Source organism: Evansella halocellulosilytica (assembly GCF_002335745.1).
Lineage (GTDB): Bacteria > Bacillota > Bacilli > Bacillales > Salisediminibacteriaceae > Bacillus_CA > Bacillus_CA halocellulosilytica.
This window is the reverse complement of record NZ_NIST01000001.1, coordinates 4,549,210-4,574,062: the sequence shown is the minus strand read 5'-3', so window position 1 is coordinate 4,574,062 and position 24,853 is coordinate 4,549,210. Positions and strand designations below refer to the sequence as shown.

Sequence of the window (24,853 nt, the reverse complement as noted above, 5' to 3'; positions counted from 1 at the left end):
CAATAAACACGAAGTACGTAAACATCACTTTGTACATTTTTATGGACAACAAGATAAATATATGACTTGCAATGTATGAAACAATAATTGTACCGTGAAAAGAACAGATGTTTGCGTTACAATAGAGGTATACAGTGAAAGGATTCGAAAACGATATCCCACGTCTGCTAAAACAATAATTGACGCACGTAAACGTTTCTCCAATGACAGGAGGGAAAAGGAATGTCATTTGTTCATTTACATGTACATAGTGAATACAGCTTGTTACGAAGTACAGGAAAAATTAATGAATTAATAGAGGCAAGTGCAGCATCAGGGTTCGAAGCACTTGCTATAACAGATACTGATGCCATGTACGGTGTTATTCAATTTTATAAATGTTGCAAAGAAAATCATATTAAACCGATTATAGGTGTAGAGCTTGGTTTTACCTCTGAACGATTAGCAGATACGGAACAAGTATCTTCACGTATTGTTTTACTGGCAGAGAACCTTACTGGTTACCGGTCACTTTTGAAGCTGACATCACTCGCTCAACAAAAGCAAGTAAGGCAAGGCGTACATATTACAGCTGAGGAATTAGAAAAACATGCTGATGGCGTCATCATAATCATCCCGTTTGAAGACGGTGAAGTTGCCCAATACTTGATGAATGGACAGCCAGATAAAGCGAATGCAATCGTGGACAGGCTTCAGCAAATGACTAGTCATGAACATGTCTTTATCGAAATTCAGAATCATTGGAGAAAAGAGGAACGCGAAAAGCTTTTAGCTGTGACTAAATGGTGTGATATGACTAATAATCCCATGGTTGCAAGCAATCACGTTCATTTTACGAAAAAAGAACAAAGCGATGCTCACCGAGTGATACAAGCAGTTCGACTCGGTGAGCAATTGTCTACATTGCCGGAGAGCTATTCTTCAGAGCATTACTATTTGAAAACGAAAGAAGAGATGCTTGAACTGTTTCAAGCATGGCCAAATGCTGTTCAACAAACGGTTGAAATTGCCAAAAGGTGTAATGTCGAGCTAACTTTCGGTATACCGGTTTTGCCGCATTATCCGTTGCAACAACATTCATCAACAGAATATTTACGAATGTTATGTCACAAAGGGATTTCTGAGCGTTATGCATCACCAAGTAAAGAAATTTGGGATCGGCTAGATTATGAATTGACCGTTATCTCGAACATGCAGTATGAAGACTATTTTTTAATTGTTGCTGATTTTATGAACTATGCTCATAAACAAAAAATCTTAACTGGACCTGGAAGGGGATCGGCTGCTGGTTCTCTCGTTGCGTATGCATTGAAAATAACGAATGTCGATCCGATTAAATATGGGTTGTTATTTGAGCGGTTCTTAAACCCGGAGCGTGTTTCGATGCCCGATATTGATATCGACTTTCCAGATGACCAAAGAGATGAAGTGATCCATTATGTAAAAGATAAATACGGTATTGACCGTGTCGCGCAAATTGTTACGTTTGGAACGTTAGCTGCGAAAGCTGCGATTCGTGATGCGGGAAGAGTATTGGGAATTGACCTTAAAATAATTGACCGTGTCGCAAAAAAAATTCCTTCCCGGCCGAATATCCGTCTAAAAGAAGCAATCTCTGAATCTGAATCTTTACGAGAAATGATCCAAAGTGATCATGATGTTAAGGAACTTTTCCGAATTGCATGTGATGTAGAAGGTCTTCCGCGACATACGTCGATCCATGCAGCTGGTGTCGTCATGAGTAAGGAGCCACTAACGAATGTCGTTCCACTTCAGCAAGGAAATGACGGTATGAATTTAACGCAATTTCCAATGGGAGATTTAGAAGATCTTGGGTTATTAAAAATGGATTTTTTAGGATTGCGAAATTTGAGTTTTCTCGAAAGAATTATTCGATTAGTTCATCAACACCGAGGAGAATTGATCAACATTGACGACATTCCTTTTAATGACCATAAAACATTTGAATTATTAGGCAGAGGAGAAACGAGCGGGGTTTTTCAGCTGGAATCTTCTGGGATGAAAAGTGTATTGCGCCGATTAAAGCCGACAGAGTTTGAAGATATCGTTGCTGTCAATGCCCTTTATCGACCGGGTCCGATGGAAAATATCCCGGTATATATTAACCGGAAGAACCGAAATGAACCTGTGAAATATCTGCACCCAGATTTAGAAACAATTTTAAAGCCGACTTATGGTGTTCTCATCTACCAAGAGCAGATCATGCAAATAGCATCTAAAATGGCTGGGTATTCGTTAGGTGAAGCAGATATTTTAAGACGTGCTGTGGGGAAGAAAAAGCATGAGGATTTAATCCAAGGGCGAGAGCAGTTTGTCCAAGGTTCGTTAAATAAAGGATATTCTGAACAAGAAGCGAATGATATGTATGATACAATTGTCCGGTTTGCAAATTATGGTTTTAACCGGAGTCATGCTGTTGCGTACAGTATTATTGCTTATCAGCTCGCCTATTTAAAAGCGAATTATCCGTTAGAGTTTATGAGTGCTTTAATGGGAACAGTCGTACACCATCACGAAAAGCTTGCTGAATATATTTCTGAAGCAAGGAAGCAAGGAATGGTTGTGAAGGGGCCATCAATCAAACATAGTGAACCACAATTTACTGTTAAAGATCGTGTCATTTGGATCGGACTTGCAACGATAAAGAATGTTGGAAACCCGATCGTTCATGCAATTGCAAAAATAAGAAGAGAACATCAGATAGACAGCTTGTTTGATCTGTGCTATCGCGTTCCTGCAAAACTTTTGCCAAAACGAGCGTTAGAAGCTTTTATCGTGTCAGGAGCTCTTGATGATTTTGGTGTAGATCGTGCAAAAATGTTAGCTACTGTCGATACTGCCATTGAATATGGTGAAAAAGAGCGGGAAAAAGATGAGGGAAAACAAACTGCTTTGTTTTATGAGGAAGATAAGCCATTAGCGTACATCGATGTCCCTCCATTAAGAGATACAGACAAATTGAATTTTGAAAAGCAGGTGCTAGGCTTTTATGCCTCCGGTCACCCTGTAGAAGCAGAATTAAGTATTGTGAAGCCGTATGACAGAAAAGCGATCTATGAGGCTAAACAGCTAGACGTTCACAGCAGAGTCCGTTTGGCGGGGTTAATTGAGGGGAGCCGTACCATTCAAACGAAGAAAAAACAGCAAATGGCGTTTTTAAACATCTCTGATGAAACAGGGGAAGTTGATGTGACAGTATTTCCGGAAGCATATGAAAGGTACAGGACGAAGCTGAATAAAGGGGAGATGATCTTCGTTGAGGGGAAAATACAAGATCATCGTGGAGAAAAGAAAGTGATAATGGAAAAATGTATTACATTAAGTGATTTGAAACGTAAACATGAGAAAAATAAAAAGCCGGTTTTATATTTGAAAATATCCCATTTGCATGAGCATGAAGGATACTTAGACCGGTTAAAACGTATACTACAGGATGATCCTGGTGAAGTAAGTGTCGTACTTTTTTACGAGCGAACAGAAAAAGCAATTCATTTGTCTGAAATGTGGGATGTGTCAGGTGATGATAGTTTGCTAAACCGATTAAAGGCTTTACTCGGTCAAAAAAATGTTATTTTAAAAGAACAAAGGGTGTAACTTGTACATGTTTTTGTTATAATGATAGATGGCAAAAAGGGTGGTCAGACCACTCAAAAAGTAGAAAAGGGAGAGTGGGGAGTTTGGCGACATTACGCGAAGAAGCACTACATATGCATCGTATGAAAAAAGGGAAATTGGAAACGAAAACGAAAGTACCTGTTCGTAATGCACACGACCTGTCGTTAGCTTATTCACCAGGTGTAGCTGAGCCTTGTAAAGAAATATTTGAAGATCCACAATCAGTTTATGATTATACAGTAAAAGGAAACATGGTAGGTGTTGTTTCTGACGGAACAGCCGTTTTAGGTTTAGGGAATATTGGACCAGAAGCCGCAATGCCGGTCATGGAAGGAAAAGCTGTTTTGTTTAAGTCTTTTGCAGGAGTAGATGCTTTTCCAATTTGCTTAAATACAAACGACGTTGATCAAATCGTTCAAACTGTGAAATTGATGGAACCGACATTTGGCGGGATTAATTTAGAAGATATTGCAGCACCGAAATGTTTCGAAATTGAAGAACGCCTAAAACGAGAAATGAACATTCCTGTTTTTCATGATGACCAACATGGAACAGCGATTGTTACTGCAGCAGGTTTGTTAAATGCCCTAAAGATTACCGGAAAGTCAATGCAAGAAATAAAGGTCGTTATCAATGGGGCTGGTGCAGCTGGTATTGCGATTATTAAACTTTTAATGAGCATGGGATGTAAAGAGTTTATTCTCTGTGACTCAAAAGGTGCGATTTTTGAAGGACGACCATATGGTATGAACGATTTAAAAGACGAACTCGCCAAAGTGACAAATAAAGATAAAGTCGAAGGTTCGTTAGAAGAGGTTGTGAAAGGTACAGACGTCTTTATTGGTGTTTCAGTCGCTGGAGCTTTGACAAAAGAAATGGTTCAAAGTATGAATCCGGACCCGATTATTTTTGCAATGGCGAACCCTGTACCGGAAATCATGCCGGATGAAGCGAAAGAAGCAGGGGCAAGTGTCATTGGTACCGGAAGATCAGACTTCCCTAACCAAGTCAATAATGTGTTAGCCTTCCCTGGAATATTCAGAGGGGCACTAGATGTTTATGCAACTCATATAAATGAGGAAATGAAGGTTGCGGCAGTTAAAGCTATTGCGAATTTAGTAGGGGTAGACGAAGTAAATGGCGATTACGTCATTCCTGGCCCATTCGATACACGGGTAGCACCAGCAGTTGCGAAAAGTGTTGCAATTGCAGCGATGGAAACTGGTGTTGCGCGTCGGAAAGTCGATCCAGAAGCAGTTGAAAAAAGAACATATGATTTAACAATGATCGAGCAAGAGTAGAGGATCCAGTTCAGAGGATGAAGTGAGAAAAGCGGACTCTGAACTTTTTCTTTGCTGCACTCACATGAAGGAATCCCTCTGTTTATGCTAGAACGATGTTATGAAGGGAGCAGGAGTGTTCGTAATGAATGGGAATCAAAAGGTCTATTTAAATATTTTAAAAGAAATTGACCGGATCATCCATGAAGACAATCTTTCACCTGGGGATAAATTACCGTCAGAAAGAGAGTTAGCAGAACGGCTTCAAGCTGGTAGGTCATCTGTCAGGGAAGCGCTGCGTGCACTAGAGTTACTAGACTTGATTGAAACACGTAAAGGTGAAGGAACTTTCATGAGGCGTTCTGGAGGACATAGATTAGCTGAAGTATTAGCTGGCTTCTTTTTAAGAGATCATCAAGCAAGACAAGATGTAAAGGAAACGAGAAAAATTATTGAAATTGAAGCTGTTCGACTTGCTTGTCTTCGAGTAACAAAAGCTCAGTTAAAGAAAATGAGTGAATTAATTACGCAATCAAGATTACGATGGGGCGAAGGAAACATTCCGGTAGAAGAAGATTATTTATTTCATAAAACGTTAGTCGAATCAAGTCAAAATCGTTTAATGTTGAACATTTGGCGACCGCTAGTAGAGTATAGTAAAGTTGCCTTGAAAGAATCGTTGTCACGCCAAGGGCGAACAGGACATTCGATAGAAGAACATACTGCGATTTTTGAAGCAATTCAAAAAAATAATGAACAGTTGGCTGTTAAATCTTTGAAGAAACATCTAGAAAACAGTCGTTTTTAATCGAAAATTATTAGTACCAGTTCCTATTAGTTACTTTGAAATGAGAGAAAGAAAAGTGTATGATGAAAGAAATTTTCATATTATTTTTCTGCTATATTACTATTAATATTATTATTTTTTATTAAAGTACGTGTTCAATAAATAGTTTGGACATTCTTGTAAAGCATTTATTACTCTTAAAAAGAGGTGAAAACGTGTTTAAAGATTTATTTACAAAGAAGAAAAAGTATGCCACAATCCCTTCCGAACAAGCAAAAATGGATGTTCCTGAAGGGCTTATGACTAAATGTCCTGAATGTAAGACGATTATGTATACAAAAGAATTGCGTAAAAACTTGTTTGTATGTGAAAGCTGCGGCTACCACCACCGCTTAACGGCTTACGATCGTATTAATATGACTTTCGATGAAGGCAGCTTTCAAGAATTTGATGACCATTTAATTGCTGAAGATCCTTTAAACTTTCCATCGTATTTGGAAAAGTCCCAATCTGATCGTGAAAAAACAGGTTTAAATGAAGCGGTCGTAACCGGTTGTGGAACGATTAATGGCAATGAAACGGTTATCGGTGTTATGGACCCGCGTTTTAGAATGGCAAGTATGGGGTCGGTTGTTGGTGAAAAAATTACACGTGCTGTCGAAAGAGCAATTGAGGAAGAGAAACCATTTATTATGTTTGCGGCATCTGGCGGTGCTAGAATGCAAGAAGGACTATTTAGTTTAATGCAAATGGCGAAAACGAGTACTGCACTTAACAGGCTTCATGAAAGAGGTTTATTATTTATTAGTGTTATGACACACCCTACGACAGGAGGCGTTTCAGCAAGCTTTGCTTCTCTAGGTGATTATAACTTAGCAGAGCCGAATGCACTGATCGGATTTGCTGGGAGACGTGTTATTGAACAGACGGTAAGAGAAAAGCTTCCTGAGGACTTTCAAACTTCAGAATTTTTATTAAAACACGGACAGCTCGACCTTGTCGTGCCACGACATGATATGAAAGAAAAGCTAAGTCTGATTTTAGATATCCATGCTCCGGAGCATATCGGTAAAGGAGGGAAATAATATGGCTGAACAGCTTCCTTTTGAAAAACCTATTATTGAGTTGAAAAATAAAATTAGTGAATTGAAGACTTTTACTGCTGAAAAAGAGATTGACTTATCAGGTGAAATAGAAAAACTAGAAGCGCGTTTAGAACAGCTTGAAAAGGATATATATGGAAACCTGAATCCGTGGGAACGTGTACAAATTGCCCGTCATAGTCAGCGTCCGACAACTCTTGATTATATTGAACGAGTGTTTACTGACTTTTTAGAACTACACGGAGATCGCTTGCACGGGGATGATGAAGCGATTGTTGGTGGAGTCGCTAAGTTTGACGGAAAGCCTGTCACGATCATTGGACACCAGCGGGGGAAAGATACGAAAGAAAACATTCGTAGAAACTTCGGAATGCCTCACCCTGAAGGGTACCGTAAAGCATTAAGGTTAATGAAGCAGGCAGAGAAATTCCATCGTCCGATTATTTGTTTAATCGATACGAAGGGAGCATTTCCAGGAAGAGCAGCAGAAGAACGTGGCCAAAGTGAAGCGATTGCACGGAATTTAATTGAGATGGCCTCATTACGAGTACCAATTATTTGTGTTGTGATCGGAGAAGGAGGAAGCGGAGGAGCGTTAGCGCTAGGTGTTGGAGACCGGATTTATATGCTTGAAAATTCAACATACTCTGTCATTTCACCAGAAGGGGCAGCCTCAATCCTTTGGAAAGATGCATCATTAGCAAAAAAAGCTGCTGAAAGTATGAAAATTACAGCTCCCGATTTAAAAGAGTTAAAATTAATTGATGGAATTGTACCGGAAGTAAGAGGTGGCGCACATCGTGATGTTGACACACAAGCGGAAGAAATTCGTAAAATTTTAGCAAGTGCATTGCAGCAGTTAAGCGAGAAAGATGGCGAGCAGCTCGTAAATGAACGATATGAAAAATTTAATGAAATTGGGGAATTTACGGATGTAAACGGTACCATTGCTATAAAATAAGGAATGAGCTTTCTCTCTATTGAGAAAGCCTTTTTGTATGACGTCTGATCTCTATTGTTTTTAGTAAGTGAAAGTGTTATTTTTAACACATATTAAAAACATAGAAGCAAGAAAATAAGAGGTGAACGAAGATAATGAAACGAATTGGTGTATTAACAAGTGGTGGAGACTCACCGGGAATGAATGCTGCGATTCGTGCAGTTGTACGAAAGGCGATCTACCACGATTTAGAAGTATATGGAGTATATTATGGATATGCTGGATTAATTAATGGAGATATAAAAAAGCTGGAAATTGGTTCAGTAGGTGATATTATTCATCGCGGCGGAACGATGCTTTATACTGCTCGCTGTGAAGAGTTTAAAACACTAGAAGGACAGAAGAAGGGAATCGAACAACTAGAGAAGTTTGGTATTGATGCTTTAGTCGTAATTGGTGGTGACGGATCATTCCAAGGAGCGAAGAAGCTAGCAGAACATGGTTATCCAACAATTGGAGTTCCTGGTACGATCGACAATGATATTCCAGGCACCGATTTTACAATTGGTTTTGATACTGCATTAAACACTGTGATCGATGCAGTAGATAAAATCCGTGATACAGCCACTTCACATGAGCGTACATACGTAATTGAAGTCATGGGTCGAGATGCAGGAGACATCGCACTATGGTCAGGTTTAGCTGACGGTGCTGAAACGATTCTTATACCTGAAGAGGACTATAGTATGGATGATGTCATCGCTCGATTAAAACGCGGCCATGAACGCGGTAAAAAACATAGTATTATTGTGGTAGCTGAAGGTGTCGGTTCAGGGGTTGAAATTGGTAAAGAAATTCAAAACGAAACAAAACTTGAGACACGAGTAACAGTACTTGGTCACATTCAACGTGGAGGTTCACCGACTGCTTCTGACCGGGTATTAGCGAGCAGACTAGGTGCTAAAGCAGTTGAACTGTTATTAAATGGTGAAGCTGGAAAAATGGTAGGAATTGAAAATAACGAGCTCGTATATCACGATATCGATGAAGCATTATCGAGAAAACATCGTGTCGATGCAGGCATGTATAAACTTTCAAAAGAACTTTCTATATAAATAAGAGTGGCAAGTTTTCAGTTGGCTGTATAGAACTTGAAGTTACCATATAGCCTATTCAATGAATAATACGTTCTCGTTATGAGCGTGATCTTATCGATCTAGTTCTTAAGCTAAGATACTCCGCCATAGTGGCCAAAGAATGTGACAGTTTTTGCTGGGACAAACTGTTTTTGTCCTAGCTTTCGTATGGGAATAGAAAACAAGGTCATTTTAATAAGAATACTTAAGATTTTTTACCTTCTACATTTTAAAATAAGTAGGAGTGTCAATAAACAGGGCTGTTTATTGTATAAAGAGGAGGATATATAGTGAGAAAAACAAAAATTGTTTGTACGATCGGACCAGCCAGTGAAAGTATTGAAAAATTAAAAGAGCTTATAGAAGCTGGGATGAATGTTGCACGATTAAACTTCTCCCACGGTGATTATGAAGAACATGGTGCACGTATTCAAAACATTCGTAACGCAGCTGAGGAGCTAGGGAAAAACGTTGCAATTCTACTTGACACGAAAGGACCGGAAATTCGTACTCAAACATTAAGAGAAGGAGAAGCTGAATTAACAAAAGGATCGACTGTGCGTGTTTCCATGACTGAAGTAGAAGGTGACGAAGCGCGAATTTCCGTCACATATCCTGGGCTAATAAATGATGTACATGTTGGTTCAACATTACTTTTAGATGACGGATTAATTGAGCTGAAAGTGACAGCAGTTGAAGAAAATGAGCTTGTCACTGAAGTGGTTAACAGCGGAACATTAAAAAATAAAAAAGGTGTTAACGTACCAAATGTGAGTGTTAATTTACCAGGAATCACTGAAAAAGATGCCAATGACATTATTTTTGGTATTGAACAAGATGTTGATTTCATTGCTGCCTCTTTCGTACGTCGTGCATCAGATGTGTTAGAAATCCGTGAGCTTCTAGAAAAGCATGGAGCAGAGCACATTCAAATTATCCCTAAAATTGAAAACCAAGAAGGGGTCGATAATATCGACGAAATTCTTGAAGTTTCTGACGGATTAATGGTGGCACGTGGTGATTTAGGTGTTGAAATTCCGGCTGAAGACGTACCGTTAGTGCAAAAAGACTTAATTAAAAAGTGTAATAAGTTCGGTAAGCCAGTTATTACTGCAACTCAAATGTTAGATTCTATGCAGCGTAATCCTCGCCCGACACGAGCAGAAGCGAGTGACGTTGCGAATGCAATCTTTGATGGTACAGATGCGATTATGTTATCTGGTGAAACGGCTGCAGGAAGTTACCCTGTTGAATCCGTTCAAACGATGAATAACATTGCGGTCAAAACAGAAACTGCTTTAAAATACGAAGATATGTTAAGAAAACAAAGTCGTGAGAGTGAACAAACAATTACCGATGCGATCAGTCAATCTGTTTCTCATACAGCTATGAACTTAAATGCAGGCGCAATTATTACTGCAACTGAAAGTGGCCATACTGCTAGAATGATTTCGAAATATCGCCCACAATCTCCTATCGTGGCGATTACGAGCAATGAACGTGTATATCGTACACTAGCATTAACTTGGGGAGTCCACCCGCAAGTAGGACCTAAAGCGACTACAACGGATGAAATGCTTCAGCTTTCTGTTGAAGAATCTTTAAAAACAAAGCTCGTAAACCATGGTGATCTTGTCGTCATTTCAGCTGGGGTTCCAGTCGGAGAAAAAGGTACGACGAACTTAATGAAAGTTCATGTTGTCGGTGAAGTAGCAGCAAAAGGGCAAGGTATTGGACGTAAAACTGCTACTGGACGTGTCGTTGTTGCACATACCGCTCAGGAAGCATTGGAAAAAACAAAAGAGGGAGATATTTTAATTACGACAAGTACTGACCGTGATATGATGGAAGCTTTTGAAAAAGCTTCAGCAGTTGTCACTGAACAAGGTGGTTTAACTTCTCATGCGGCAGTTGTTGGTTTAAATCTTGGTATCCCTGTTATTGTCGGTGTTGAAAATGCTACGTCTACGTTCGTGGATGAAGAAGTCGTGACTGTTGACGGGAAGCAAGGCAATATTTACAAAGGACAAGCAAGTGTCTTATAATATGATTGAACGAAATGGAGGAGGGGATAGACCCTTCTCCTTTTTACTAATCTTATTGAATAAGTTACGCGTACCTATGATGAAAGCAGCTGAAAAATAGCTTAGATTCATTAAGGAAGTCGCGACAAAATAAATGGTCATGTAAAGGCAGGAGAATAATATGGGCCGCATATTTTTATTATTGTTGATCATCGTTCCGGCAATGGAAATTGGGATATTAATTTTGTCAGGAAACACTATTGGAGTCATTCCAACGATTTTATTAATTATTTTAACAGGCATATTAGGAGCAGCTCTTGCAAAACGCGAAGGGTTGAATGCAATTCGATCAGCTCAAATGCAAGCCTCTCAAGGACAGTTGCCGAGTGATGTCATTTTAGATGGTATTTGTATATTAGTTGGAGGAGTCGTCCTATTAACACCTGGCTTTATTACTGACGCATTAGGGTTCTTTTTACTCATTCCGCAAACGAGAGCCTCTTTTAAAGGAATAATAAGACGGATCATTGAAAAAATGATGAAGTCAGGAAATGTGATTTATTTTTCAAACAGACGCTGGTAATATCGAAGTGCCTATTCCTCTGATGAGGTCCGGGCACTTTGTTTTATGTTTTGGGACCGTTCATGATGTAGTCTTTTATTTCTGGGAACACGTTTGCTCGGATAATTGATTGGATGATGATTAATATTGCCGGACCTAACAGCAGACCAACCATACCAAATAGCTGGTAACAAGCGAAGAGAGTGACGAGCAATGCTAAAGGGGAAATCCCCATATGTTGAGACATCACTTTCGGTTCCATTAACTGTCTTTGTATGATCGCTACCGCGTATAATATAGAGAGACCGATTGATAGTCCAAATTCACCTGTTACAAATGCGTAGATGATCCATGGCAGAAACACTATACCTGTCCCTAAATAGGGAAGCAAATCGACTAAAGCAATTAACAATGCGGTCGTCAATGCATACTTGACTCCAATAAGCCACAGACCAATTAAGACAATGCACCCTGTCATCGTAACTAACGTTAATTGAGCAAATACATAACCGACGATCGCTTCTTTCCATTGATCAACTAATTTACTAAACAAACTCTGAGCTCGCTGCGGTGTATGGTGACGCAGCCAGCTAACAATCTTTGGCCAATCTTTTGTGATGAAAAAAGAAGCTAATAAAGCAAAGAAAAAGACGGTCATTGCATTAGGTAATGATAGTAATAAATCAGCAAGGCTATTTAGTAGTTGCTGAATAAGCAAACCTATTTGTGCACCAGCATCTTGAAAGACACTTTCGAGTGAATGATGAATCGTTGTCTGCTGATCTGAGCTAAGTTGAGAGGTAATTGTCCGAAAGTTTTCATAAAGAGGCAAAATAATGCTATCAAACCATTGATGCATCAAATCAACCGCTTCATGAATGTAAAAAGGAAGCTCTTTCGTCAAGTAACTAAGGCCTACAACCATTTCTGCAATTAAAAAAGTAACGACAGATAAAAAAAATAGAACAAATGTGATCATGACGCTAAACACCGCAACAGAACGCTTCCAGTGAAAAGTTCTTTCTAAAAAATTGACGATTGGCAAGAAAATGAGAGAGCATAACAATCCAATAAAGAAAGGAAACATATACGTAACAAACAAATATATAAAAAGGATGAGAAACCCTGCTGAAAAAATAATGATTAAGGCGCGAAATAAGTGATTAAGTGATAATGAATTGAGCATAGATTAGCCTCCTGTAGACAAGCTGCATATATGATCAATCTATGCTTACATTCTTTCCCTCATGCCACTGTAGAGAGAATAAGGAAAATAAAATGGAATGAAGAATCAATATTTTTTTCTTCTGAGTGAGAATGTGTTACGATAAACGGAACAGGATGGTGGAAGTTTTGATCTCACAAGCAACTTTGTTTATGCTTATATTATTAGGAATTGGTATGTTTGCAAAAAACCAATCGTTAATTATAGCTGTCGTTTTTCTATTAATTGTGAAGTGGACCGGACTTGGAGACAAACTTTTTCCAATTGCTCAAGACAAAGGGATTCATATAGGTGTCACGATTATAACAATCGCTGTATTAGTTCCGATTGTTACAGGTGATATTGGTTTTAGAGAATTACAGGAAGCGATGAAGTCTTCCTATGCATGGATAGCCCTCGCATCAGGAATATTCGTAGCTTTAATTGCAGCAAGCGGAATTGATTTATTAAAAACTGATCCACATATTACAGCAGCTTTAGTTTTCGGGACCATTTTAGCTGTTGCGTTATTTAATGGTGTAGCCGTTGGCCCGTTAATCGGTGCCGGAATCGCTTATATGGCGATGAAAATCGTTCAATTTTTTTCTTCATTAGGCGGATAATCGCGCTAGTTAATGTGAATATTCTAACAAATTAAAATAATAATATAAGTCTTAATCTTGATTTGATTTAATAATTTTGCGTTCACAAAAGTTTGAAAAATGGTATAATAGTAGTCAAGTGGACTGAAAACTACATACTTTTCAATGATTTGACTCTTATATTTAGGTTTTTCGTAACCGCTTTCGTTTACTTGCCTGTACACGAAAGAATATGATTGCTTTTCTGAAATAGCATTATAGGAGTGTTAATAAGAATTTACTATGTGGTTCTTTTTTCACTATCTTGTAATAATAAGTGAGCCATCATCCCATAATTCTAGTTGAATAAACGAAAAACCATTGGGTAGGCGGAGTTTCTTAAGTCAACCTACCGAAACTTTTTTAACAAAGGAGAGGTTAAAATGAGTGGAACAAAAGGTTTAGAAGGTGTTGTAGCTACAACATCAAGTGTAAGCTCAATTATTGACGGCGTATTAACATACCGAGGATACAACATTGATGACTTAGCAGATCATGCAAGTTTTGAAGAAGTTGTTTATCTACTTTGGAACGATAAGCTTCCAACGGCGGAGGAGTTAGAATTGTTCCAAAAGCAATTAAACGAAGCTGCAAAAGTACCTCAAGAAGTACTAGATCAACTGAAAACGTTCCCTGTTGGCGACGTTCACCCAATGGCTGCTTTAAGAACAGCAGTGTCAAATTTAGCTTTATTTGACAGTGAAGCTGATGATACAAGTGAAGAGTCAAACAAGAGTAAAGCATTGAAGCTTCAAGCCCAAATCCCAACGATTGTAACAGCATTTTCCCGCATCCGTGAAGGAAAAGAGCCTGTTGCTCCAAAAGAAGGCTTAAGTTTTGCTGCTAATTTCTTATATATGTTAAATGGTGAAGACCCTGATAAAATATCAGTAAAGGCATTTAATAAAGCTTTAGTCCTTCATGCTGATCATGAATTAAATGCTTCTACGTTTACAGGACGTGTATGTGTAGCGACATTATCAGATATGTATTCAGGGGTAACTGCTGCGATTGGCGCTCTAAAAGGTCCATTACATGGTGGGGCAAACGAGCGCGTTATGAAAATGCTCACTGAAATTGGCGAAGTTGACAATGTAGCAAGCTATATAAAAGATGCCTTGGATCGTAAAGTGAAAATTATGGGCTTTGGTCACCGAGTTTATAAAAATGGAGACCCTCGTGCAAAGCATTTGCGTGAGATGTCCCGCCAGCTTACAGATATCACTGGTGAATCAAAATGGTATGAAATGAGTGTCAAGATCGACGAAATCGTCACGAACGAGAAAGGCTTGTTACCCAACGTAGATTTTTACTCTGCATCTGTCTATCACAGCTTGGGGATCGAACATGACTTATTTACACCAATATTTGCAGTAAGCCGTGTATCTGGGTGGATTGCCCATATCCTTGAGCAATATGACAACAATCGATTAATTCGTCCACGTGCAGAATATGTAGGTGCAGATAAGCAAGAATGGATTCCATTGGAAGAGAGATAATGAGATAATGTGACGGTGGGTGTGTGGAGTATTTATTTACAATTACCCACTGTCAATTACATAAATCAAGAATTTTAGGAGGTTTTTTTAATGGCAGGAGAGAAAATCACAGTACAAAATGGGGTATTAAACGTCCCGAATAATCCAGTTATTCCTTATATTGAAGGAGACGGAATTGGTCCAGATATTTGGGCAGCAGCTTCACGTGTTATTGAAGCAGCTGTTGAAAAAGCATACAACGGTGAAAAGAGCATTGTATGGAAAGAAATTTTAGCTGGAGAAAAAGCATACAATGAAACAGGTGAATGGCTTCCAACTGAAACATTAGATACAGTACGTGAGTATATTATCGGAATTAAAGGTCCTTTAACAACACCGATTGGCGGAGGGATTCGTTCTTTAAATGTTGCTCTCAGGCAAGAATTAGACCTTTATACATGCCTTCGTCCAGTACGTTGGTTCGAAGGTGTTCCTTCACCAGTTAAACGTCCACAAGATACAGACATGGTTATTTTCCGTGAAAATTCAGAAGATATTTATGCTGGTATTGAATATCAAAAAGGAACTGATGAAGCGAAGAAGCTGATTGACTTCTTGCAAAATGAAATGGGAGCAACGAAAATCCGCTTCCCTGAAACTTCTGGTATTGGTATTAAACCTGTTTCTGAAGAAGGTACACATCGATTAGTTCGTGCTGCTATTCAATATGCAATTGACGAAGGACGTAAGAGTGTAACTCTTGTTCATAAAGGAAACATCATGAAATTTACTGAAGGCTCATTCAAAAACTGGGGTTATGAACTGGCTGAAAAAGAATTCGGTGATAAAGTCTTTACTTGGGCTGAGTATGACAAGATTGTTGAAGAAAAAGGCCGTGATGCAGCGAATGATGCACAAGCAAAAGCTGAAGCAGAAGGAAAGATCATTGTAAAAGATTCAATCGCTGATATTTTCTTACAACAAATTTTAACTCGTCCTAAAGAGTTCGATGTAGTAGCAACAATGAACTTAAATGGTGATTACATCTCAGATGCACTTGCCGCACAAGTCGGTGGAATTGGAATTGCTCCAGGAGCTAACATCAACTATGCAACTGGACATGCAATTTTTGAAGCAACTCATGGAACAGCACCGAAATATGCAGGACTAGATAAAGTAAATCCATCTTCAGTTCTTCTTTCCGGAGTATTGATGCTGCGTCACTTAGGATGGAGTGAAGCCGCTGACATGGTAGAGTCATCCATGGATAAAACGATCGGCAGCAAAGTAGTTACTTATGACTTTGCCCGTTTGATGGAAGGCGCAACAGAAGTGAAATGCTCTGAATTTGCAGATGAACTAATTAAAAACCTTTAATTTATAATAAAAAGGAGGAGCCATAGCTTATATGGCTCGTCCTTTCCTTAGCTTTTAATTCATGCAATTTCATACGAATGATTGAGAGGAGAGTAAGGTATGGCTATCAAACGAAAAAAGATTACTGTAGTTGGTGGCGGGTTTACAGGTACGACGACTGCACTTATGGCAGCTCAAAAAGAACTTGGTGATGTCGTTCTTGTAGATATTCCTAACAATGAGGACCCAACTAAAGGTAAAGCGTTGGACATGCTTGAAGCGAGTCCTGTTCAAGGGTTTGACTCAAACATAATCGGAACTTCTGATTATAAGGACACAGAAGGATCGGATATCGTTGTTATAACTGCTGGACTTCCTCGTAAGCCAGGGATGAGCCGTGATGATTTAGTGAGCACGAATGCTAATATAATGAGACAAGTAACGAGAGAGGTTGTTAAATATTCACCTGATTGTTACATTATCGTGTTAACAAATCCTGTAGATGCTATGACTTATACAGTTTTCCAAGAGTCAGGCTTCCCAAAAAATCGTGTAATCGGTCAATCAGGAGTCTTGGATACTGCACGTTTCAGAACGTTTGTTGCACAGGAGTTAGGAGTGTCTGTTGAAGATGTATCAGGATTTGTTTTAGGTGGACATGGAGATGACATGGTGCCAATGCTAAGATATTCTTATGCGGGAGGCATTCCGCTGGAAAAGCTTATATCAAAAGACCGTTTAGACTCAATCGTTGAACGTACTCGAAAAGGTGGCGGAGAAATCGTGAATTTACTAGGTACGGGAAGTGCCTATTATGCACCTGCTGCTTCTATCGTCCAAATGGTCGAAGCTATCTTAAAAGATAAAAAACGAATTCTTCCTTCGATTGCATATTTAGAAGGAGAATACGGCTATGAGGATATGTACTTAGGAGTACCTTCAATTCTCGGTGGAGATGGAATTGAAAAAGTCATTGAACTAGATTTAAATGAAGATGAAAAAGCTCAGCTTGAACAATCTGCTGAATCTGTTCGAAACGTTATGAAGTTGCTGAAATAAAGGTTTGGAAAAATCCGGTTATAAAACCGGATTTATTCATAGCCTATATGTAAGCGCTTACTATATAAGAGTGATTTTGTTAACGTTAGGTAAGTTTACATCAAGGAGGGATTGACATGTTTACGAAAAAACGAAAGCTAGGTAGAACAATTGATGGACTGGAAATAGGAGAAAAGGTAGAAGTAACAAAAAAAATCGAGGATAAAGATATTTTGTTATATCTAGGGTATACAGACGATGCGAATCCGATTTATATTCAACATGATTATGCCTCACGTACACCTTTTCAAAAACCGATTGTTCCCCACGTATTAATGAATGGTTTTGTGTTTTCTACAGTGTCTATGTATTTACCTGGACCTGGTAGTGCAGTTATTTCACAAACACTGTCTTATCCAAAGCCACTCTATCATTATGGGAAGCTTGATTTAACTGTTGAAATTACTGAAATCAATGAAGAAAAACATATTGTCACATTAAGTGTAGTCGGAAAGGATGAACTCGGTGATACTGTCCTTGAAGGAAGTCTCGATGTTTGTCCGCCATATCCGATGAAACCGATGACATTTGATGAAGGAAATTTTGAAAACTTTTAAACAAAACTCATTTGGGTCGTCAAAAATTAATCGCTTGTACTCCAGAGTACGACATCAACTCGTGCTATACTTCGGTTGTATTCGTAGTGATAATCAAGACCAAAATAGAACATTGATTAAAAAGAAGGGGCTGAGACAAAACAGTCTCATTAAAGCAAAAAAAGAATCCGATTATCGATATTTGATAACCGGATTCTTTTTTTATGACCAAAATCATGTCCATGAAGCTTGTGGGCGGTGTACTTTCTCGAGTTCACCGTCATAAGTGCAAATCCTAATTCATTTTTTACCTTCTTTTAAAAAGACTATAATAAAAAGAAGCCAATCCTAATCAGTATAATTAAGAAAATAATCATCTAGACGAATAAAAGCTTAAACATAAAAGATTTACAGCCTTCTCTTTGTAATCATAAGCAACTATAGTAAAATGTAGATAGAATAGTTCACAGGGGATTAATGAATATAAGCTTTGGCAATTTATTACTACTTCAGGGGGGTCAAAGCACTTAGGAGGAAGTCAATTGTCACAGAAATTATTAATTGTTGATGATGAAGAATCTATTGTTACGTTGCTTCAATATAATTTGGAGCAAGGTGGATTTAATGTGACAACAGCAATGAACGGAAGAACAGCTTTACAAAAAGCGACAGAAGAATCTTTTGATTTAATTGTGCTCGATTTAATGCTACCTGAAATCGACGGATTAGAAGTTTGTAAGCAGTTGAGACAGAACAAAATTATGACCCCGATTTTAATGTTAACAGCGAAAGATGATGAATTTGATAAAGTACTAGGGCTTGAATTAGGGGCAGATGATTATTTGACAAAACCGTTCAGTCCTCGTGAAGTTGTTGCCCGAGTCAGAGCAATTTTAAGACGTTCACAAGTACATCAAGAACAAAAAAATGAAACATTGCAAGGAGCAGATCAAAAAATAACAATTGGAGACGTTGAAATTTTCCCAGAAAATTATGAAGTATATTTAAAGGGAGAACCGTTGGAGTTAACACCGAAAGAATTTGAATTACTTTTATATTTATTTAATCATAAAGGGCGTGTATTAACACGAGATCAATTGTTAAATGCAGTATGGAATTATGAGTTTGTCGGAGATACGCGAATCGTCGATGTTCATATTAGCCACCTTAGAGAAAAAATAGAGCCTTTCACAAAAAAGCCTGTGTATATTAAAACAGTTCGAGGCTTAGGGTATAAAATGGAGGCACCACCGAAAAATGAGTAGTTATCGAACACGCCTCATTTTTCCGCTTTCATTAATTATATTAGTCGTCCTTGCAATGCTAGGAGCAGTTCTAGGACCTCTTTTGAAAGAATTTTATTTTGAAAGAATGAGTGACCGAATTGAAAAGGAAGCGGAAGTGGTCTCTTATAATTTAGAAACGGTTCCCTTTTCGAATGAGGAGCAATTGCAAATGATTGCTGAGACGATGGCAGAACGGCTTGATGTACGAATTACGTTAATTAATCAAGAAGGAACGGTATTAGCAGAGACAGCTGCTAACCGTGAAACGATGGAAAATCATGCAGAACGTCCAGAGATCGTTGAAGCTATACAAACTGGATCAGGGCAGGAGATCAGGTATAGTACGACGGTTGAAGCAGATTTGTTATTTTATGTGACTGCGGTTGAGCAAAATGGTCAAACTGTCGGCTACATAAGGCTAGGAATGCCCGTTCAAGAGCTTAATACCGTTTATCAACATATATGGACGATTATCTTTATTAGCTTTTTTATTGCGTTTGTCATTATTGTTCTGTTAACGACGAAGTTAGCGAATCAAATGATAACACCAATTGAAGACGCGAGAAGAGTAGCGAACAGACTTGCTAAAGGGGATTATAAAGCAAGAACGTTTGAAGGCTCATTACATGAAACTGGCCAGCTGAATCGATCGATTAATGTGCTTGCTGAAAATTTAGAAGAAATTACGACGACATATCAAGTACAACAAGAGCGGCTCGAAACGTTAATCGAAAATATGGGAAGCGGATTGCTATTTATAAACGATAAAGGTGACATCACACTCGTTAACCGCTCATGCAAAGATATTTTTCAAGAAGATACAGATAGATGGCTCAATCAATTGTATTATAAAGTGATTAATCATAAACAAGTAAATAAAGTTATTCAAGAAATTTTTCTAATTGAACAGTCGCATCATAAGCAGATTAAACTTCAGATTGGTATTGAGATCCGCCATTTTGATGTATATGGTGCTCCAATTATCGGAAATGATCTGAAATTAAGAGGGATCGTTCTCGTATTTCATGATATTACGGATTTAAAAAAGCTCGAAAAAGCACGAAAGGATTTTGTTGCAAATGTGTCTCATGAGTTAAAAACACCAGTTACTTCTTTAAAGGGTTTTACAGAAACGTTACTGTCCGGTGCGATGGACGATGAAGAGCTCCGGAAAAAGTTTTTAACGATCATTGCAAATGAATCGGAACGGTTGGAGACGTTAATTTATGATTTGTTAGAGCTATCAAAGATTGAAGGTGAAAAATTCGAACTGAATTGGCAAACAATTCATGTAAACCTTATTATTGATGAAGTGTTCATGATTTTACAGGAAAAAGCAGATCAAAAAAGAATGACCTTGCAGAAAAAAATATCGGGGGATACAACGATAGAAGCAGATCCGCACAGGATAAAACAAATCCTTATAAACTTAATTAACAACGCAATCTTGTATACACCAGAGGGTGGCTCGGTGTTTGTTCGTTTTCGTGAACAGGTTGAAACAGTTATACTTGAAGTAGAAGATACAGGAATAGGAATAAGCAAAAAAGAATTGCCAAGAGTATTTGAAAGGTTTTACCGAGTCGATCGTGCTCGCAGCAGAAACTCAGGTGGAACCGGATTAGGTTTAGCGATTGTAAAGCATTTAGTAGAAGCTCACAAAGCGAAAATGGCAGTTGAAAGTGAAGTAGGTAAAGGGACTACATTCAGGATCACAATGTCGAAAAAACGAGCAGATAAAGACATCGATTCACCGGACACGTAACTTTACAAAACATTTACATTTTCTTCATGGGGATTTAATATGTTTGCGCTAAGATCAGAGTGTGAACTGTTTTATATACGTGTAATCTTTTTAAGTCTAAAATGCATCCCCGGGTTACCGGGTAATTATTACGCCTTTCAAAGATTACAGATTATTTCATCCCCTTTTCTGAACGAAAGTCTCCCCCTGAGCTTTCGTTCTTTTTTGATCGTGAAATTTTGGTGGCGGACACTGGATACGTGATGACTAACTTAAAGTCTTAAAATGGAAGCTTCTCATTCCTTTATGATGTAATGCCGGAGTCCTTTTCTCACGTTTTTCGTGAAATAATGGGCCTTATGTCCGTGAAAAGTTTCGGAGCTAATTATGAAGGTCTTAATACGTTAGATATCGAGACATGACTCCTACAGGAACCACGGTCAAATCGAAATACTATCCCTTTTACTTTTGAAAACATGACGATCTCGTTTGTAATGACAGGCTTTCATGATAAAATAGTCATATCATAAATGAACGAGGTGTTATGACGTGAATAAACTCGTCTTAGTAGATGGAAATAGTGTAGCGTATCGTGCATTTTTTGCACTCCCCCTTTTAAACAATGAAAAAGGGGTTTATACAAATGCCGTATATGGTTTTACGACGATGATATTGAAAATTCTTGAAGATGAAAAACCTTCCCATATGCTTGTTGCATTTGATGCAGGTAAAACGACATTCAGGCATAAAACGTTCAAGGAATATAAAGGGAAGAGAGAAAAAACTCCTCCAGAACTGGCAGAACAGCTTCCACTAATGCGTGATCTATTAAAGGCTTTTAACATTTCCCACTATGAGGTGGAAAACTTTGAAGCCGATGATATTATCGGGACATTAGCAAAACAAGCTTCTGAAAAAGACTGGAACGTGAAAATATATAGCGGCGATAAAGACCTTTTACAACTCGTATCAGAAAATGTTCATGTCTCTTTAACGAGAAAAGGGATTACGAACGTAGATACATATGACATAAAGGCGATCGATGAGAAGTATGGAATTACGCCAGACCAAATCATTGATATGAAAGGCTTGATGGGCGACAGTTCAGATAACATTCCAGGTGTTCCGGGCGTCGGTGAAAAAACAGCATTAAAATTGTTAAAACAATATGAAACTGTTGAAGGGGTATATGAATCACTTGGTGACGTATCTGGGAAAAAATTAAAGGAAAAGCTGGAAGCGAACGAAGAACAGGCGATAATGAGTAAAAAGCTTGCAACGATTGAAATAAATGCCCCTGTAGATGTCTCTTTTGATGACACGGTTGTTGGAGAGCCACATCAAGATGAACTCATTTCACTTTTTAAAGAGCTTGAATTTTCATCTTTACTTGATCGATTTGGCGGTAGTGAAGTCCAATCCGAAGAAATGGACGACTTAGAAGTAACGATTGTAAAAGACGTAAAAGAAGACATGTTTATTTCTCCTTCTGCTGTTGTCGTTGAAGTGTTAGATGAGAACTATCACCAGGCAGATATAATCGGAATAGCGGTTGCTAATGAAAACGGAAGATTTTATGTTCCAACTGATGTTGCTGCAGGCAGTGACATTTTTAAAGCGTGGGCTGCAGATGCAAATGAAAAAAAGTATATCTTTAATGCAAAAAGGGCCGTTGTTGCTCTAGGCTGGCAGGATATTATGCTCGATGGTGTAAGTTTTGATGTACAAATTGCATCCTATTTAATTGATCCAGCTTCTGGTTCACATGAACTGTCGGATATATCAAAGCGTAAAAACAGTATTTCTGTCCAACATGATGAGGCTGTATACGGTAAAGGGAAAAAACGACAAGTACCAACTGAAGAAGAATTATCTCAACATTTAGGAAGAAAAGCAGCCGCAGTATTTGATTTGAAACAATCTCTTGAACAAGAATTGAATGACAATGAACAGTACTCTCTTTTTAGCGACCTTGAAATGCCGCTTTCTGTTATCCTCGGACGGATGGAAATGAATGGTGTATCGGTTGATGTAAATGAACTAAAAGAGATGGGCGATAATTTAGCTGAAAAGCTCGATGCAATGGAAAAAGAAATTCACGAATTGGCGGGAACAGAATTTAATATAAATTCACCGAAACAATTAGGTGAAATTTTGTTTGAAAAGTTACAGCTACCGGTAGTGAAGAAAACGAAAACAGGTTATTCAACATCGGCCGATGTGTTAGAGAAACTAGCTGATCAACATGAAATCATCGGCAGGATTTTGCATTACCGACAGCTAGGTAAGTTAAATTCTACTTATATTGAGGGATTGTTGAAGGTCGTCCATAATAAGACTGGAAAAATTCATACGATTTTTAACCAAGCGATTACTCAAACTGGTCGATTGAGCTCAACGGAGCCTAACTTGCAAAATATTCCGATTCGTTTAGAGGAAGGGCGAAAAATTCGTCATGCTTTCGTACCCGAGCGTAAAGATGCTGTCATCTTTGCAGCAGATTATTCTCAAATTGAATTAAGGGTTCTCGCACATATTTCTCAAGATGAGAATTTGAAAAAAGCTTTTTCAGAAAATATGGATGTTCATACAAAAACGGCATCTGATGTCTTTCATGTCAAAGCAGATGAAGTAACTGGGAATATGAGAAGAACAGCTAAAGCTGTAAACTTTGGAATCGTATATGGCATCAGTGATTACGGTCTTTCTCAAAATTTAAATATAACGAGAAAAGAAGCGAAAACATTTATCGAACGTTACTTCAACAGTTTCCCAGGTGTAAAGGAATACATGGATCAAATTGTTGAAACGGCAAGAGAAAAGGGCTTCGTTACAACGATGCTGAACAGACGACGTTATTTACCGGAAATAACGAGCCGAAACTTCAACCAACGTAGTTTTGCAGAACGTACAGCGATGAATACACCTATCCAAGGTACTGCGGCTGATATTATTAAAAAAGCGATGGTCGATATGGCTGAAGAAATGGATAAAGAAAAGATGGAGTCACGTCTTCTTTTACAAGTACACGATGAATTGATTTTTGAAGTAGTAGAAGATGAGCTTGAAAAAATGAAGGAGCTCGTCCCGAAAGTGATGGAAAACGCTGTTCAATTAGATGTCCCGTTGACAGTTGATTATTCTTATGGTGACACATGGTACGATGCTAAATAAGAAATTTGAAATGGACGAGAAGGTGCACAACATGCCAGAATTACCAGAAGTCGAAACAGTAAGACGAACGTTAAGTCAGCTTATTTTAGGAGAGAAAATAAAGGATGTATTGGTTACGTGGCCAAAAATGGTAAAGTCTCCTGATGATGTGGAACAATTCAAAGTATCACTTACAGGACAAACGTTTCACAATATTAGGCGGCGAGGGAAATTCTTAATATTCGAGCTAGATGAACATGCACTCGTTTCACACTTAAGAATGGAAGGCCGGTACGGGATGTTTAATGACAAAGATGAACCAGATAAGCATACACACGTCCGTTTCCTTTTAGACGAAGGGAAAGAGCTGCGCTATCGCGATGTTCGTAAATTCGGAACAATGCACTTATTTCCTTTAGGTGAAGAGGAAGAGCATCTTCCCCTTTCTCAATTAGGAGTTGAACCTTTTTCAAATCAGTTTACGCCTGAACATTTAGCTGATTTTTTAAAAAAGACTTCAAGGAAAGTAAAGCCTGCATTGCTCGATCAAGTAGGTGTTGTAGGACTTGGAAATATTTATGTAGATGAAGCACTCTTTCGTGCTAGAGTGCATCCAGAAAAAGTGAGTAATGAGCTAAGTTCTGACGAGGTTGAACGTCTATATCCTGCGATTAGGGAAACATTAAAAGAAGCAATTGAAATGGGAGGATCCTCCATTAAAACGTATGTAAATGGGCAAGGAGAAATGGGGATGTTCCAGCAAACATTGAACGTTTACGGTCGTGCAGGAGAACCGTGTCACGTATGTGGTTCTGACATTGTCCGATCTGTTGTCGGCGGAAGAGGTACCCATACATGTTCTAAATGTCAGACATTATAATGTCATTCT

Annotated in this window: 18 protein-coding genes; 17 read left to right on the top strand and 1 reads right to left on the bottom strand. The window is 38.4% G+C overall.

Going from position 1 to position 24,853, the window contains the following annotated elements:
• Positions 1-222 precede the first annotated feature (222 nt).
• The 8 genes from dnaE (at position 223) to CD001_RS21665 (ending at position 11,489) form a co-directional block, all read left to right on the top strand.
• Positions 223-3,615 carry a DNA polymerase III subunit alpha gene (gene dnaE, locus CD001_RS21700; RefSeq protein WP_096189710.1) on the top strand — a complete coding sequence of 1,131 codons (3,393 nt, stop codon included), beginning with the start codon at positions 223-225 and terminating at the stop codon, positions 3,613-3,615.
• 83 nt (positions 3,616-3,698) lie between these two features.
• Positions 3,699-4,937: an NAD(P)-dependent malic enzyme gene (locus CD001_RS21695; RefSeq protein WP_096189709.1), complete on the top strand. Its 1,239-nt coding sequence runs from the start codon at positions 3,699-3,701 to the stop codon at positions 4,935-4,937.
• A gap of 124 nt (positions 4,938-5,061) precedes the next feature.
• Entirely contained in the window at positions 5,062-5,724 is a 663-nt protein-coding gene (locus CD001_RS21690; protein WP_096189708.1) for a FadR/GntR family transcriptional regulator, read from the top strand.
• Positions 5,725-5,918: 194 nt separating this feature from the next.
• Entirely contained in the window at positions 5,919-6,788 is an 870-nt protein-coding gene (accD, locus tag CD001_RS21685) for an acetyl-CoA carboxylase, carboxyltransferase subunit beta (RefSeq protein WP_096189707.1), read from the top strand.
• Between the two features lies 1 nt (position 6,789).
• Positions 6,790-7,767 carry an acetyl-CoA carboxylase carboxyl transferase subunit alpha gene (gene accA, locus CD001_RS21680; protein WP_096189706.1) on the top strand — a complete coding sequence of 326 codons (978 nt, stop codon included), beginning with the start codon at positions 6,790-6,792 and terminating at the stop codon, positions 7,765-7,767.
• A 134-nt stretch (positions 7,768-7,901) separates the two neighbouring features.
• Entirely contained in the window at positions 7,902-8,861 is a 960-nt protein-coding gene (pfkA, locus tag CD001_RS21675) for a 6-phosphofructokinase (RefSeq protein WP_096189705.1), read from the top strand.
• 311 nt (positions 8,862-9,172) lie between these two features.
• The gene (pyk, locus tag CD001_RS21670; protein ID WP_096189704.1) at positions 9,173-10,927 is read left to right on the top strand and encodes a pyruvate kinase; all 1,755 of its coding nucleotides are present in this window, start codon (positions 9,173-9,175) and stop codon (positions 10,925-10,927) included.
• Between the two features lie 160 nt (positions 10,928-11,087).
• Positions 11,088-11,489 carry an FxsA family protein gene (locus CD001_RS21665; protein ID WP_096189703.1) on the top strand — a complete coding sequence of 134 codons (402 nt, stop codon included), beginning with the start codon at positions 11,088-11,090 and terminating at the stop codon, positions 11,487-11,489.
• Positions 11,490-11,532: 43 nt separating this feature from the next.
• Here the strand turns inward: CD001_RS21665 and ytvI are convergent, their stop codons facing one another.
• Positions 11,533-12,654: a sporulation integral membrane protein YtvI gene (gene ytvI, locus CD001_RS21660; protein WP_096189702.1), complete on the bottom strand. Its 1,122-nt coding sequence runs from the start codon at positions 12,652-12,654 to the stop codon at positions 11,533-11,535.
• Between the two features lie 167 nt (positions 12,655-12,821).
• On the opposite strand from ytvI, the gene CD001_RS21655 reads away from it, so the two are divergent.
• From CD001_RS21655 to mutM, 9 genes are all read left to right on the top strand, one after another.
• Entirely contained in the window at positions 12,822-13,295 is a 474-nt protein-coding gene (locus tag CD001_RS21655) for a DUF441 domain-containing protein (protein ID WP_096189701.1), read from the top strand.
• Positions 13,296-13,696: 401 nt separating this feature from the next.
• A complete protein-coding gene (citZ, locus tag CD001_RS21650) occupies positions 13,697-14,812 on the top strand; it encodes a citrate synthase (protein ID WP_096189700.1) in 1,116 nt (371 codons plus the stop codon).
• 90 nt (positions 14,813-14,902) lie between these two features.
• Complete coding sequence (icd, locus tag CD001_RS21645) at positions 14,903-16,168, top strand: NADP-dependent isocitrate dehydrogenase (protein ID WP_096189699.1); 1,266 nt, start codon at positions 14,903-14,905, stop codon at positions 16,166-16,168.
• A gap of 99 nt (positions 16,169-16,267) precedes the next feature.
• Positions 16,268-17,206 carry a malate dehydrogenase gene (gene mdh, locus CD001_RS21640; RefSeq protein ID WP_096189698.1) on the top strand — a complete coding sequence of 313 codons (939 nt, stop codon included), beginning with the start codon at positions 16,268-16,270 and terminating at the stop codon, positions 17,204-17,206.
• A gap of 116 nt (positions 17,207-17,322) precedes the next feature.
• Complete coding sequence (locus CD001_RS21635) at positions 17,323-17,802, top strand: MaoC/PaaZ C-terminal domain-containing protein (protein ID WP_096189697.1); 480 nt, start codon at positions 17,323-17,325, stop codon at positions 17,800-17,802.
• A 521-nt stretch (positions 17,803-18,323) separates the two neighbouring features.
• Positions 18,324-19,046, top strand: a complete 723-nt coding sequence (locus CD001_RS21630) for a response regulator transcription factor (protein ID WP_096189696.1) — start codon at positions 18,324-18,326, stop codon at positions 19,044-19,046.
• Positions 19,039-20,832 carry a two-component system histidine kinase PnpS gene (gene pnpS, locus CD001_RS21625; RefSeq protein WP_096189695.1) on the top strand — a complete coding sequence of 598 codons (1,794 nt, stop codon included), beginning with the start codon at positions 19,039-19,041 and terminating at the stop codon, positions 20,830-20,832. Before CD001_RS21630 ends, pnpS begins: the two co-directional genes overlap by 8 nt.
• A 528-nt stretch (positions 20,833-21,360) precedes the next feature.
• Positions 21,361-23,985 (top strand): DNA polymerase I, encoded by a 2,625-nt coding sequence (gene polA / locus CD001_RS21620; RefSeq protein ID WP_096189694.1) that lies wholly within the window; start codon positions 21,361-21,363, stop codon positions 23,983-23,985.
• A 31-nt stretch (positions 23,986-24,016) separates the two neighbouring features.
• Positions 24,017-24,844 (top strand): DNA-formamidopyrimidine glycosylase, encoded by an 828-nt coding sequence (gene mutM / locus CD001_RS21615; RefSeq protein ID WP_096189693.1) that lies wholly within the window; start codon positions 24,017-24,019, stop codon positions 24,842-24,844.
• Positions 24,845-24,853: the final 9 nt, after the last annotated feature.